This is a genomic window from Cyclobacterium roseum (genome assembly GCF_010119225.1).
Lineage (GTDB): Bacteria > Bacteroidota > Bacteroidia > Cytophagales > Cyclobacteriaceae > Cyclobacterium > Cyclobacterium roseum.
On record NZ_WNKF01000004.1, the window covers coordinates 272,608 to 287,166 of the forward strand.

General features: G+C 45.6%; 11 protein-coding genes. 3 read left to right on the top strand and 8 right to left on the bottom strand.

From position 1 onward, the window contains the following. Positions 1-4 precede the first annotated feature (4 nt). The 3 genes from GJQ68_RS07985 (at position 5) to GJQ68_RS07995 (ending at position 2,976) form a co-directional block, all read left to right on the top strand. The gene (locus GJQ68_RS07985; protein WP_162416774.1) at positions 5-508 is read left to right on the top strand and encodes a hypothetical protein; all 504 of its coding nucleotides are present in this window, start codon (positions 5-7) and stop codon (positions 506-508) included. A 65-nt stretch (positions 509-573) separates the two neighbouring features. Beyond that, a complete protein-coding gene (locus tag GJQ68_RS07990) occupies positions 574-1,098 on the top strand; it encodes a hypothetical protein (RefSeq protein ID WP_162342329.1) in 525 nt (174 codons plus the stop codon). A gap of 222 nt (positions 1,099-1,320) precedes the next feature. Continuing rightward, positions 1,321-2,976 carry a hypothetical protein gene (locus GJQ68_RS07995; RefSeq protein WP_162416775.1) on the top strand — a complete coding sequence of 552 codons (1,656 nt, stop codon included), beginning with the start codon at positions 1,321-1,323 and terminating at the stop codon, positions 2,974-2,976. A gap of 727 nt (positions 2,977-3,703) precedes the next feature. On the opposite strand, the gene GJQ68_RS08000 is transcribed toward GJQ68_RS07995, so the two are convergent. The 8 genes from GJQ68_RS08000 to GJQ68_RS08035 all read right to left on the bottom strand — a co-directional run bounded on the left by GJQ68_RS08000 (position 3,704) and on the right by GJQ68_RS08035 (position 14,088). Continuing rightward, on the bottom strand, positions 3,704-5,056 hold the full coding sequence (locus tag GJQ68_RS08000) for an AAA family ATPase (protein ID WP_202927898.1): 1,353 nt from the start codon (positions 5,054-5,056) through the stop codon (positions 3,704-3,706). A 139-nt stretch (positions 5,057-5,195) separates the two neighbouring features. Continuing rightward, positions 5,196-6,416 carry an MFS transporter gene (locus GJQ68_RS08005; protein ID WP_162416776.1) on the bottom strand — a complete coding sequence of 407 codons (1,221 nt, stop codon included), beginning with the start codon at positions 6,414-6,416 and terminating at the stop codon, positions 5,196-5,198. 191 nt (positions 6,417-6,607) lie between these two features. Next, positions 6,608-9,739: an efflux RND transporter permease subunit gene (locus GJQ68_RS08010; protein WP_162416777.1), complete on the bottom strand. Its 3,132-nt coding sequence runs from the start codon at positions 9,737-9,739 to the stop codon at positions 6,608-6,610. A gap of 10 nt (positions 9,740-9,749) precedes the next feature. Beyond that, a complete protein-coding gene (locus tag GJQ68_RS08015) occupies positions 9,750-10,799 on the bottom strand; it encodes an efflux RND transporter periplasmic adaptor subunit (RefSeq protein ID WP_162416778.1) in 1,050 nt (349 codons plus the stop codon). 6 nt (positions 10,800-10,805) lie between these two features. Continuing rightward, the gene (locus GJQ68_RS08020) at positions 10,806-12,128 is read right to left on the bottom strand and encodes a TolC family protein (RefSeq protein ID WP_162416779.1); all 1,323 of its coding nucleotides are present in this window, start codon (positions 12,126-12,128) and stop codon (positions 10,806-10,808) included. Positions 12,129-12,144: 16 nt separating this feature from the next. Further along, positions 12,145-12,726: a TetR/AcrR family transcriptional regulator gene (locus tag GJQ68_RS08025; protein WP_162416780.1), complete on the bottom strand. Its 582-nt coding sequence runs from the start codon at positions 12,724-12,726 to the stop codon at positions 12,145-12,147. Positions 12,727-12,876: 150 nt separating this feature from the next. Then, complete coding sequence (locus GJQ68_RS08030; protein WP_162416781.1) at positions 12,877-13,440, bottom strand: Crp/Fnr family transcriptional regulator; 564 nt, start codon at positions 13,438-13,440, stop codon at positions 12,877-12,879. Between the two features lie 78 nt (positions 13,441-13,518). Next, a complete protein-coding gene (locus tag GJQ68_RS08035; RefSeq protein ID WP_162416782.1) occupies positions 13,519-14,088 on the bottom strand; it encodes a hypothetical protein in 570 nt (189 codons plus the stop codon). Positions 14,089-14,559 lie beyond the last annotated feature (471 nt).

The following is a 14,559-nucleotide window of genomic DNA, read 5'->3' on the forward strand; positions in this document are numbered from 1 at the left end:
TTCAATGGCAAAACAAAAACCAATTGCTATCCTTTTTACGCTGCTTGTTTCGGTGCTTTCTCTGGCCTGTACCGACTCAGGGGATGACTTCAATCATGCAGGTCTTTACGGATCCTGGGAAATGATTCATTTCCATGAGGATCACGAATTGGACCTGGTCCATTCCCTGGTGCTAAACCAGGATGGGAGTTATCAAAGATCCATTACCTATCGTGATCCCGAATCCGGGGACCTGGTTGGCTATTCCCATTTTCAGGTGGGAAGCTTCGCACTTGAGGGAGAAATGATCGCTTTTGAAGCTGAAAAGGACCTATATATCGGCAATGAGGCGGAATGGGGCAACATGGATGACCTTATTGAAATGGAAATCAATTCCGGGGGCCAGCCTGTAAGCTCCAGCCTTGAATACAGGGAAAATGGATCAAAATTGACCATTATTACGGAATGCAATGATGTAATGTCAGCTATGTGTGCACCCGATCCGGTTTATTCGAGGGTAACCACTTAAGCCCGGATGAATAGGTACCGCACTCAATGTTGAATTATCAATCATTTTTAGAAACAGGTTAAAAAATGAAAAGCACCGTTTTCACTACTGCCCTACTGCTGATTGGAATCTTGATTTCGTCATGTGTTTCGGATGATCTGGAACACCAAAACGAATTCGAAGCAAGTCAATCGGCCTGGTTGGATTTTAAGGAATCGTCGGGCAATTCCTATACCTACACCGTCGTTTTTGGAAGTTGGGTGGGTTTTTCTTGGGAAACCACGCTAACTGTAATCGATGGGTCCATTACTAAAAGGCATTTTAAATATACAACGTTACCAGAAGACCTGTCAGAGGAGATTCCGGAGGAGGAATTGGAATGGACGGAAAACGAAAGCGAACTGGGCAGCCACCAAAAAGGAGCCGAACCGATGACCTTGGACGAAGTATATACAAAAGCTCAACAAGAATGGTTGGTGGCAAGAGAAAACGCCGAAACCTATTTTGAGAGAGAGAACAACGGGATGATCTCCACTTGCGGCTATGTGGAAAATAATTGTGTCGATGATTGTTTTAGGGGAATAAAAATAGATCGTATTGAAGCCCTTTGAAAATTAGCTGTTGTCATAAAAAAAGAGAAACCGGTGACTTTCGGTAAATGTAGTAATTTAGGTAAAGGCCTATTTCACCATAGGAATAGGCCTATTTATTGGATTTTGTTCCGCTGATCGAAATTTCTTTGGGTTTACGGCCGAAAATTTCTAGATTTTGATCTGCTTAACACCAAAAGTGAAAGGAGTACTGTTTTGCTATTTTCATTAAACCCAATTGTCATGAAAAACCTGTTGATCATCCTCTTCTTATGCACCCTTCAAGGCTTGCTGCCCGCCAAAGCCCAGGAAACAAGCCCCCACGAAAGTGTTTTGATTACCAATAACACCGGTCAAACCCAGGTAAATGCCAATGAAAAGGGTGAATTAGTGGTCAACGTTTCTCCTGAAGATTTGCGTGCCATAAAAAATCAGGGACATGTTCGCTACAGTGATTTGGGTGCCAAAGGAGATGGCAAATCGGACGATATGGATGCCATCGCCGCCACCCATGCGCTGGCCAATCAGGAAGGCCTGCCAGTAAAGGCAGATGATGGATACACTTACTACATTAGCGGGAAACTGCGTACCGCAGTAATCCAGACCGACACCGATTTTGGAAAAGCTGAATTTATCATAGACGATACCAATGTGGAAGACCGAACCAAACATGTGTTTTTGGTCAGTTCCACCCTGCGTTCATTTGACTTGCAAGGAGTAACTTCCCTCAAGAGGAACCAGGACAAAATTGAGGCCGATTTGCCTGGCTCCTGCCTGGTAACCGTTACCGATGCCAATGTGCGACGGTATATCCGGTATGGACCCAATCAAAACGACGGATCTCCACAGACGGATATTTTTATTGTGGACAAGGATGGAAAGGTGGATGCGGATGCCCCCATCATCTGGGATTTTGATCAGATAACTGAAATTACAGCCCTTCCGATGGACGAAAAACAGCTCAGCGTTACGGGAGGGCGGTTTATGACCATTGCCAACCAGGACGAATCGAAATACACCTATTATAGCCGTGGCATTGCTATCCGGCGATCAAATGTGCTGCTGGATGGCCTGGAGCACCGGGTTACAGGTGAAGGAGAACAGGGAGCTCCCTATGGCGGCTTTCTTAATTTCCGGGACTGTGCGTATGTAACGGTTCGCAATACGGTATTGACAGGACACAAAACCTACCGGACCATCGGTTCGGCTGGTGTACCAGTTTCTATGGGCAGCTACGACATCTCCTTGAGCCGTTCGCTGAATGTTTCCTTTGAGCACTGCAGCCAGACCAATGACATCAACGACCGCACCTATTGGGGCATTATGGGCTCCAATTTTTGCAAAAATCTGATTCTGGATCATTGCACCTTTTCCCGTTTCGACGCCCACATGGGCGTGGCCAATGCCACGGTGCGCCATTCTACCTTGGGTCACATGGGCATCAATGCCATCGGTACAGGCACCTTTCTGGTGGAAAACTCCACCCTGAACGGCAGGACGCTAATCAATTTACGTTCTGATTACGGCAGTACCTGGGAGGGCGAATTCATTATCCGGGATTGCGTGTTCATTCCTGCAGGAGGCAGGACCACCAGTGCCAGTCTTATCGGCGGCTCCAATTCGGGGCAGCATGATTTTGGCTACACCACCTATATGCCGGAGAGGATTGTCATCGAAAACCTGCACATAAAAGATTCCAACCATCCGGAAGATTACCAGGGGCCAGCCATTTTTGGCAATTTCAATCCCGAAATGACAGACGATACGTATGTGGAAAAGTACCCCCATGTGCGGCCCAAAGAAGTGATCCTGAAGAATGTGACCACGGAAAGTGGCGAGGAATTACGTCTCAGCGACAATCCCTATCCGTTCCGCAACGTGGAGGTACGCAAAGAATAAGGAGGGAGGTTCATTGTCCGGAAGTTCTCGAAATCGGGATTGCAAATCCAGCTTATCTGTGATTCGACATTACAAATGTCGAACAGCACAGCTCCGCGAAATTTGCAATTTCGTGGCCCAGATATAGGGGATTTATAATCACCGGGAGTGAACGACAATAGGATTGCAAATACTGTTTATCTTTCGTTAGACATTACAAATGTCGAATAGCAGGGTAATGAAATGTCTTTAGTGGAACATTTCCCTACCGTAAATAAAGCAAATGCTACTTGTGATATCCTTGTAGGTGGCGGTCCAAAGACCAAATTTTAACTGACCAACCCTGATACTTTTTCACCTGCTCTTCCCAGTCTTTTATTATTGAAAAATCGCCAAAGCCTATGCCCTTGCCTGCTTTCTCTGGGAAACCATCAATCCACTTGAAAAGATCCTCCTTTTCAGGAAATTTAAGTGGCTTAAAGGGGGCTTTGTCCTCCAAAGCTAATTTAACTTGCTTTACGTATTCCTTCGCTTTTACAAATTTAATATTCCCATTTAACTGGGCGATGTGATTGCCTGTTTCTAAAAGAGCCGAATAAGGAAGAAAGAAGGTATCCCCATTTTTATATATATTTTAAAATCTGAAATAATGGATTTTCGTTTTTGATTGTAACCAGGAATATCAAGAATATTTAAAAATACAGAAGTGTCAATGATCCAAATAGTGTGTTTAGCCATCGCCTAAAAACTACTTTATTGATTCCAGCCATTGCAAAGCTTTTTCTTTTTTTGCATCCGGACCTTCGTAATTTTTCACAAAATTGGAAAGTGCCCCCTCTGTGACTAAGTCACCCAAACTTCCTTGGGAAATCAATTCGGGGTAATCAGGAACATCTTTTAGTGATATCAATTTAGAACTACCATCTTTTTTATCCCGGTAGCAGAATACTACATCTGGAATAACTTCATCAGGAAGCGCGTCCATTAATGCCGGGTTGTGTGTACTTAATACGATCTGTAGCCTCCTTTTCACAGCGATTTTGTTAATTTGGTTAAGCAATTGTTTTGCTCGGCTTGGATGAACACCATTATCAATCTCTTCAATAATGACGATACTTTCCTCCGGAGCGGAAAGTAATGCTGCGGCAATTGCCAATACCCTGAGTGTTCCATCTGAGAGGACTCCCGCATCCATCTTTCGGTTTTCATTTCCAAAGGTCTCGGTCAAAACGACCATCACTTCTCCTCTTGGACCTTCCAAAAAGTCGATATCTGTAATGTCTTGTTCAGGCAGGCTTTCAATAAATTGTAGGATTTCTTTCTTTAGCCTTCCAGGCTCATCATCGAATGGATTGTCATCGACGTTCACTAAGTTATATAGGACGGCTGAAATATTAGATCCATTTCCTAGAAGTGCTGACTCTGAGATAAAGCTATAGTTCCTCATGGATTGTGGTGAGGGATCCAGGAATAATATTCTGGAAAGAAGGGATTCTGTATAACGCGATAGCTCTCCAACATGTTGGATTGATTTTTTGTAGTTGGGGTTAATTTTTCCCGGGGCGCTCATTTGGGTAAAAATACCCAGTTGGTCTGAACAGGTGACCTGTGGTTTTTTCCCTCCCCTGGCAAAATTGTTAAAAGCAACAGAAATATCCGTGGCCAGGCCAGATGAAGGTTTTGTGGTTTCGTAAAGGATCTCTTCGGAATTGGTTTTTATCATCGACTCCTTAGATATGTGAATTTCCTTTCCCAGCCTATGGTCTAGTGTAATCTGGAGTTCCCAGGAATGACCTAAACCTGAATCCTGCATGAGACAACCTAATTTGAGCTCGCTATTCCCCTTAAAAAAAATATCTTTGATTTGCCCACGGATGGCAGCATTGTTTTGATTCACTTCAAACTGTAATGACGATAGTTTCTGTCCCTGAGCCATCCAAGTTAAAAATCGGATGGCTTCTAAGGCATTGCTTTTTCCAGAAGCGTTGGCACCAACCATTACGGTCAGCGGAGCTAACTTTAACGCTGCTTTTTTGTAGCTTTTAAAATTTTCAATGGTAAAGGAGTTAATCATTGCCTCTAAATATAATGATTTTATCAATCATATGCCATTTGAAAGTTTATCAAAGCCTGCGTCGTTCTCCGTGCAATAAAAAAAAGTCACATCAACACTTCAAAATAGTAGCACATCCTTCCATTAAACCATGCCTTCGGCTCTGCTAAGGCACCCGTTAAGGTCCTTAGTTGTTTGAAATCTTCTCCGGCATACGGAATTTAATAACAAGGGAAGAACCGATGGTCAGTACCCCAATAAGTAATATGGCGTAGTCAATGCCAAATAGGTCGGCTGTGATTCCTGAAATTACCGCCCCGAAGGCATAACCCAGGTCCCGCCATAGCCGGAACGTTCCTATGCTTTCAGCCCGCTGTTTGGGACTGCTCGCCTGGGCAATGGTGGAGAGGAAGGTGGGATATACCAGTGCCGTTCCCAATCCTAAAATGGCAGAAAGGGAAGCCAACACGTAAAAATCACTGCTATACGGAATCAGTAAGATGGCCAGGCCCTGCGCCAGCATGCCCCAAAAGAGCATGGCCTTTTTGGAATAGTGGTCGGACATCTTACCGGTAAAAAGTTGCCCGATTCCCCAAACGGTAGGGTAAATGGCCGTAATGATGCCTATGCTTTCATTGTTGTAATTCAGTGAGACAAGAATGATCGGCAGCAAACCCCAGATCATGCCATCGTTCAGGTTGTTGATCAGCCCCGCCTGGGTCACGGAACTTAAGGTTTTGTTTTTGAAGGTGGTTTCTAAAAATACATTTTTCAGCTGTTCGGTAGTATCGGTAGCACTCTCTTTGTGCACAAATGCCCGGGTGTCCTTCACCCAGAGGGCCGTCAACACAAACCCAATCACGGAAATAAAGATTCCAATGTAAAAGGGATAGGGCGTAATGCCGTATTTATTGGCCACATAGCCTGTCAGAAAGGCCACTACGCCTACGGCAAAGTAGCCGGCAAATTCGTTTAAGCCCATGGCCAGGCCCCGGTCCTTTTCACCCACCAGGTCAATTTTCATGACCACCGTGCTGCTCCAGGTGAGTCCCTGACTTACCCCCAACAGTACATTGGCGAAAATCACCCAGTTCCAACTACCGGCATAAATCAAAATAAATGGTATGGGCATGGCCAGCAGCCAACCAAACAAGAGCAGATTTTTTCTCCCAAAGCGGTTGGCAAGTCGTCCTGTATAATAATTGGCAATAGCTTTGGTGATACCAAACGCCGTGATAAAGGAAAGAATGGCTGTTTTTGAAGCAATGCCAAATTCCATCTCCGCAAATTGGGGAATGATGGTTCTTTCCATGCCGATCATCCCACCCACAAAGGCGTTTACAATGACCAGAATGGTAAACTGTTTCCAGTTTTCTTTTAATCCAAGTTGTATGCTATCTGTATTCATCTCGCGCATAATTAGTCTGACAAAGGTCAGGCGACTGGGAGACAATACCTTTTACAAATGTTAAAAAATCGAATACCGCTAAAGTTAAGTCCGTAGCTGGTAAAGGTAGGGTTAGATCTCCACAGGTTCAGGCGCAGAATTAATCCAATCACAGGGGCTCAGAAAGTGAATATTAGTTGCCTAGAGAAACTTTAGGAATCTGTTAATGGAAGTTTTGCCGTGATAGCTGGTTTCGGTTTTCCCTGGATCCACTGTTTGAGTTGTTCCATTGCTTCATATACTACCGGCACCAAATAAACCGTCAATATCAGGGAAGAAAGTAGCCCTCCGATAATTACCCATGCCAGTCCGTTTTTCCATTCCGAAGCCGTTCCAGCGGCCAGGGCTATGGGAAGCATGCCAAATACCATGGATAAAGTAGTCATCAGAATAGGCCGCATCCTGCCTTTTCCTGCTTCCATAAGGGCCTCTCTTACCGGAAGACCTTTTTCTTTCAGCTGATTGGTGAAATCCACTATCAGAATGGCGTTTTTAGTTACCAGTCCCATTAGCATAATCAGCCCTAATAGTGCAAATAAACTGAGGTGGTTCATGGATAGATTCAGTGCGAGAAAGGAGCCAATAACGGCCACTGGAATGGAAAATAAAACCACAAAAGGATAGATGAAACTGTCATACAAGGCCACCATGATCAGGTAGATCAAAAGGAAGGAAATCAATAAAACGGAACCGAGTGCGCCAAAACTGTCGTTTTGCCTTTTGATATCCGAGCCCCAAACATAGCTGATATCTTCGGGAAGGGGATTTTCCTTGAAATAGGCCAGCACATCATCGGCTACGGTTCCGGAAGGTCGTCCCAGCGCATCGGCCGTGATCGTGACTGCAGGCTGCCTGTCCTTTCGCTCTAGCAAGGAGGGGGATTTGTCCTGCACGACCTTTGCCACCTGGGACAGCGTGATGGGCATGCCCATGGGATTTACCAGAAGCAATCGATTGACATCATCGTAATTTTGCCGGTTAAAATTATCCAATTGAATGCGTATCGGGTATTCCGTCCCGGCCTGGGTGAGGGTAGCATCGTCGTTTCCGGTCAGGGCATTGCGGACGTTTAGTCCCAGGTAGGCATTGGTCAATCCCAGACGTTGTAATTTATCCTGATCAGGAATGATCTGAAATTCAGGGCTTCCTTCTTCTACAGATAATTTGACATGGTCTGCCCCCGGAATGTTTTCAATGGTTGTTTTTAAACTTTTTGCTTCAGTCAGTACCCTGTCCTGGTCCGGACCGCTGAGGGTTAGTTCTATAGGTGCAGACCGGGGAACAAGACCCAAAGCCGCCATGGAGTAACTGGCCCCGGGAAACTCTTTTTTAAGTGCTTCCCGTACATTTTTCATGTACGTTTCAATCGGTACCGTATTTCGTTCATTGGAAGCTTTTAGCTGAATTGTCAATTCTGACTTATAGGCTGAACCGACCCCCAAGCTTCCTATACCCGTGGATGGTCCGCCCACATTGCTGAAAACGGTAGCTACTTCTGGCTGCTGAAGTAGGAAATTTTCTACTTCCAGGGTACGGATGTTGTTTTCTTTGATACTGGTGGACTTGTCGTATTCCAGGTACATCCGGAACTTTCCCTGATCACCCGTGGCAATCAGTTCCTTTCCGATGATTCCTTGTCGCATAATGACGCCTGTAAGGGCAAAAAGCCCAAGAATGATGCCGGCAAAGGCCAGTTTGTGATCCAACACCCATGCCAGTTGCCTGCCGTACCAGGCGATAAAGCGATCCAATTGCTGTTCAAACCAGATCAAAAAACGGTTGAATGCGGTACTGGGTTGCAGGTCTTCGGATTTACCTATCCGTGAAGCCATCCAGGGGGTCAGGGTAAAACCAACCAACAAACTGGTCAGGGTGGAGGTGATGACCACCACGGAAAATTGCTTGAGCATGTCTGCCACAAATACCTGCAGGAAGAGTATGGGCAGGAATACTACCACGTCGACCAGGGTGATGGAAAGGGCGGAAAATCCGATTTCCATCCTGCCGTCCATGGCGGCTTTGCGTTTTTCTTTGCCCATGTCCAGGTGTCGCTGGATGTTTTCCAATACCACGGTGGCATCGTCCACCAGGATGCCGATGATCAGCGACATGGCCAGCAAGGTCATCAGGTTTAACGTATAACCCAAAATCCACATCACGGCAAATGCTGTTACCAGAGAGGTAGGAATGGCGACCAGAACGATCAGGGAATTCCTGAAACTTCGCAAAAACAACAACATCACCAGTGAAACCAATACTACCGCAAGAATCAAGTCAAACACCACCGAGTTAACGGCAGCAATCGTGTTGTCTGTACTGTCATCGGCAATGATAAATCGAATCCCATCGGCAGCATGCAGTTCTTCGATTTGCGCTAATTTTTCCCGAACGGCCCGGGAAACATCCACTGCGTTGGCATCGCCTTGTTTTTTAAGCATCAGGCCAATTCCTTCCTGCCCATTATAGCGGCTTACTGAAGTGATTTCCCGGATACCGTCTTTTACGATGGCCAGGTCCCGCACATAGACCGGACTTCCCGGTACCGGCATGGCCACCTGAACCTGTTGAATATCTTCCAGGTTGGTGAATTTTCCAGTCAGCCGTACTGCTTGTTGATTCTTTTCCGTCTGAACCAAACCGGCGGGAATGTCCAGACCGGAGCGGTTGATGGCTTCTACCACCTGCTGTAGGGATAGCTGGTAGTGCCGCAGTTTTTCCTGATCCACCTTTACCTGGATCTCCCGTTGCTCACCGCCCAGTACGGAGATTTCAGCGACTCCTTTGAGCTGTTGGATCTGGGGAAGGTAGTCATCGGTAAGGTTTTGGTAAAAGGCCGCACTGCTCAGGCTACTGGTCGCTGTGATGGACAGGATAGGCAGGTCGTTTGGAGAAACCTTGCTCATTTCGGGCGACAACACCTGCTCGGGTAAATCTTTTCGGATATTGTCGATGTATCGCTGGGCATCCAGCATGGTCTGATCCAAATCCACACCGTATTTCATGTTGGCAATCACTACTGAAGCATTGGGAAGGGACTTGGTAACCAGGTAATCCACGCCTTCCAGATTGGAAAGTGCATCTTCAATCTTTTGGGAAACAGAACTTTCCACTTCTTCCGGTTCGGCCCCGGGGTAAACCGTTTTGATTACCACCACCGGTTGGTTGAAATCAGGCATCAATTCATAGGATAAATTGGTGAAGCCAATGTAGCCCAGAAGGATGAACAGGCTGAAAAGGACAATGATCAGCGAAGGCCTGTTGATGGATATGGAGGTAATGTTCATGACTTTTGGTTTAGTGGTTGGCAATTACAGAGGCACCGTCAAAGACATTGATCAGGCCTCCTACGATGAGGGTATCTTTTTCCCCGAGGCCGGATCGGACAAGCACTTTGTCCTGCATTCTTTTTTCGATGTGAATGTCCCGGATGATTGCTTTTCCGGCTTTGATCACATAGACCTGTGGTGCCAGGTCAGAGCCAAGTATGGCTGAGGAAGGAATCATGATTCCTTCTATTTCGGTATTCCTGTGGAGGTTCAGTTGACCAAACATGCCTGCTTTAATTTCCTTTTCTAGCATATTCGCAACCACGATTTCCACCGGAAAGCTATTGGCAGCATTGCCCCGACTACCGATCATGTGGACTGTACCGGTAAGTTCAGCTGGAAGAGAAGGAATACTGACGAGGTATTTTTTGCCCACTTCGAAAAGTTTCAGGTCCTGTTCCGGCACCTGTATCTCCAATTTGATGCGGCCAATGTCTGTAAGCTGCAACAGGGGCTTTCCTGGTGCCGCAAAATCCCCTTCCTCAGTAAGTTGGGCTGTGACGATGCCATCGAAGGGAGCCCGGATCTGGGTCTTGTTGATTTGTTCCCGGAGGGTACCTGCCTGTACCCGGGCCGTTTCCAAAGACAATTCCGTTTTTTCGAGCTGTATACCCTGTATGGCTTCGTTTTCCACCAAAATGCGGTACCGGTTGAGGTCTGCTTCCAGGCCTTTTACCTGTACCTCTGCAGCTTTAAGCTGCCATTGCAATAAGGCATCATCCAGCATAATCAACACCTGTCCTTTTTTGACCGTTGCCCCTGCGTCTACCAGTATGCGGTTGACTTTGCCCTGCAGTTCGGCACTGAGTCGGCTTTCTTTATCCGGGGCAAAGGTGCCCGTAAAAGCGTATTCAGGTTGGATCTTTGCCATTTCAACCTGCAGGATATTGACGGGTATGGGTTGCTCCCGGTCATACTGGTAAACCCGCGCTTCAGCAATTTGCTTGTTGGAAAGTAGTTTGGCCACTACCAGGCCCAGCAGGACTAATGGAATCAGGATATATAGGATTTTTTTCATGGGGTATCAATTCAAGAGGTTTCCACTGGTTTTTTTGCGTTCGAGATTTGCTTTGAGGTAGTCTACCAAAACATTCAGGTACTGTTGCTGGGCGTCCCGCAAGGCATTGTCTGCCAGCAGTACCTCGGTCAGACTTACCATACCTTCCTGTTGTTGGATTAGGGTTTTTTGGTATACGGAAACGGCCAGGTCGATTTGTTGTTGACTGGTGTGTAGCAGGTTTTCAGCTACCTGGCTTTGCAGCGATGCATTTTGGTATGCCATGTGCGCTTGTTCCGTGATTAGCTCCTGTTGCAACTGGCTATTTTGCACTTCAATTTTCTTTTGATGGACCTTTTTATTGGTTACAGTCCCGTTGAAGAGCGGGACACTCAATTGGACTCCTACAAAACTTACCGGATAGAAATTCAGGAAGGATTCCGGATTTCCGGTGTAGCCAAATCCCGTGCGGCCGTAATTTCCAATAAGGGACAGGGACGGAATCTTGCTGTGTCTAAGGGTGGAAAGTTCCTGCAGGGCTAGTTGTTGCTTTTTCTCCTGCATCCGTTCATCCAGGGTGCTACGTGTGGAACCCACTTCCTTCTCGGTCTGGCTAATATCAAGTGCAACGTCTAGTGGGGAATGCAGGGGTAGCCCCATCACAAACTTCAAGGCATTCAGGACTGTTTCATACCGACTTTCGACCTGGGTCACGCTGCTTTCCAGTTGTTGGTTTTGCAGCAGCACCTTGTCCCAATCTGTACGCTGCGCCAGGGTTTGTTCGTAAAGGAGGCGGGTATTTTTTTCGAGCTTGCGGCTGTTGACAAGGTTTTCACGGATAAAGGCCAACTGGTTTTTCAAAATCTGGGCATTGTAATACAAGGTGGCTACTTCCAGGTACACCTGTTCCTTGGTTTTGGCTTCCTGAAGCAGGCTGAGCTCCTGGAAGGTTTGGGAAGCCTTGATGCTGCCCATGACCTGAGGGTCGTATAGAGGCATTTTAAGGCTTAGGTTGGCACTGATGTTATGCGGTACCCCAAACTGCACCTCCCGAAAGACCCCCTCCGGACCCCCGAATGCCGATTGGGGCATCAGTTGGTAAGGCAATTCGGTAAAATACCGGTAGTCCCCCTGAAAGAAAAGCTTGGGGAGGAGTTGTGCGTTGGCTTCCTGGTTTTTAAGCCGGGCAATTTTCCCCTGGTTTTGAGCGATCTGTATGGTTTTGTTGTGCGACAAAGCCGTGTCGATACAGTCTTCCAGTGACCAGACAGGAGCCTGTGCCTGGACCTGAATGCTAAGCAGGAAGAAAAGAATCCAAGGCAGATAATGTGGGTGAATGTTTACTAACATAATAGGATAAATTTTTTTATGGTTTCAATAGGGTTAGCAATGCTTCGAGCATGTATTTTCCCTGCCGGAGTATATCAAATTTAAAGTTGGCGATTCGCCACTTGTACATTTGCAAGCGAAAGGAGCCCATGATGATATGGATGAGTTCCTCGCTGCCGAGTGCTTGCGTAAATATCCCCTGTTGTTGGCCCTGGGTTATGATAGGCATGAGGTAGTTCATTTTAACCTGCATGAGCTTCAGAATGGCCTGATTGATGCTTTCGCTTTCTTCCAATAGGCCATCCGAAAAAACGGCCACCACAAAATGGGGGTTTCGGGAAAAGAAACGGAATTGGCTTTCAAAGAGCGCCCTGAAGTTGGCCACAGGGTCTTGATCGGCTCGGTAGACGTTTCTCAGGCGCTGATCCATATCGGCATGTAAGAAACGGAGCAGGGCCAGAATGATCTCTTCCTTACTGGCGAAGTGCCGGTACAATGCGGCTTCCGAGAAACCGATTTCCCTGGCCAGATTTTTGGTCGTTAACCCACTCAATCCGGAACTAGCCAGTATTTTACCCGCCGTTTCGATGATTTCCAGTTGTCTGTCAGATAATTCCATATGTAAGTGAATAATCACTAACAAAGATACAAACGTTTTTCATAAATCCGAATCATTGGTTTGATTTTTTTCAGTCTTACCGGTGGCAGACAGCTTTGCTGTCGCCTGGCAGGCATAGCCCCATCCCAAACGATTGGTTTGGTCGGCAGATCAACCCAGACCGGAGCGGATGCGGCTGAGGGACACCTGGGTGATTCCCAGGTAAGAGGCGATGTACTTCAGGGGAATTTTTTGAACAAAATCGGTGGTTTCCAGCAGTTCCAGGTACCGTTCCTTTGCGGATTTAAATTGCAAGCTTTCCAGCCGCTTGACGGTATTCACGTATTCCCGCTCGAAAATGAGGCGAAAGAGCCTTTCCAGATCGTGGTGTTGGTCGTAAAGGTGAAAGAGCTTTTCCGAATCAATGGCCACCATCCTGGTTTCATCAATGGCCTGGATGCCTTTTGAGGTAGGATTTCCGGTAAAAAGGCTCTCAGCCCTCACAATGAGGTCATTTTCAAAGGCAAAGTGTTCGGTAATGTCGGTGCCGTCTTTGTAGTAGAAAATACGAGCACCTCCTGTTTTTACTATATATACTGTCCGGCAGCGGCTTCCAATTTCCTGAATGATTTCTTTTTTGGAATAGGTCTTTTCCCTGATTATTTCCTGCAATGCCTGTTTTGCATCGGCAGAGACTTTGTAAATGGTATCGAAAAAATCAATGAGATTCCGCATACCAGAACAATTTACCGTGTAAAATAAAATCTAGCCCCGGTAATCACTTCAAATCGAAGTTGTTGGGGATTAATGTTTTTACTCATTAATTACGACAAGGTTTAGAAAAAACTCACCATTAGTTATATTGATGTTACCTTCCACTAAAGGGTTTTGTACGATGCCGGAAAATGTGCCTTTAACAGTATTTTCGGTAAGCTCTGTGATTTCAAGAGAGGAAACGGGATTATTGATATCGGTTACAAAAATGGTTTCCCCAATCTCATCACTTAAATTAACATTTTGATAACTAATAAGTGCGTGTAAAAAACCTACCGGTAAATCTTCTGGTTGATTATAAACACCGACTGTTATAGGATTATCCAAACTAAAATCGATACTTATACTTTCCTGAATTCCCTCCCCGGAACCACCTGGTCTTGAAGCACTCAAAACCAATTTATACAGATCATTTATTGGTACCGTTCCCAATTCAGCTGTCATAAAATTTTCGAAATTTAAAACCCTTTCCTCACCATCAATATTGGCTTTTATAAAATATTCATCTGTGGGATCTTGCGGGTTTCTTCCATTATCATCATCACTAGAACAAGAGAGTATTATGGCAAATAGAAAGAGTAATCCTACATGTTTTATAAATATTTTCATGTTGTTTATTTTTATAATATGAAATATTGGAAAATATTTTAATTTATAGTTATAATTCGTAATAGAACAAATAGCCTGTCTAAAAATTGCATTATATGTATACTTCTATCAGATAAAGGTATAAAAATTCATGAGAAAGGCTTACTAATTGGCTGAATTCTTATTGCTTGTAATCCCACTGGCCGTTTGCAATGGCCATCCCTGAATGGAATTCGGTTATCACTTAATCCTCACATCAAACCATCGCATAATCAAATGATCATTAACCGCCTTTGGTCCCATCCGGGTCCTTGAGCTGAGTTGGGCTTCGGCAGGCTCAGTCTGAAAAGGGAGCAATCTGAACCGGAGCGTGTACATGCGAGGGTATCATTTACCGTTGAACTGCGAACTTACCACCGAAAAATGGTATCTTGTAGTTTCCTAAACGCACTTGTTTCAAACAACTATTAGTTAATAATGGGTTTTTATTTT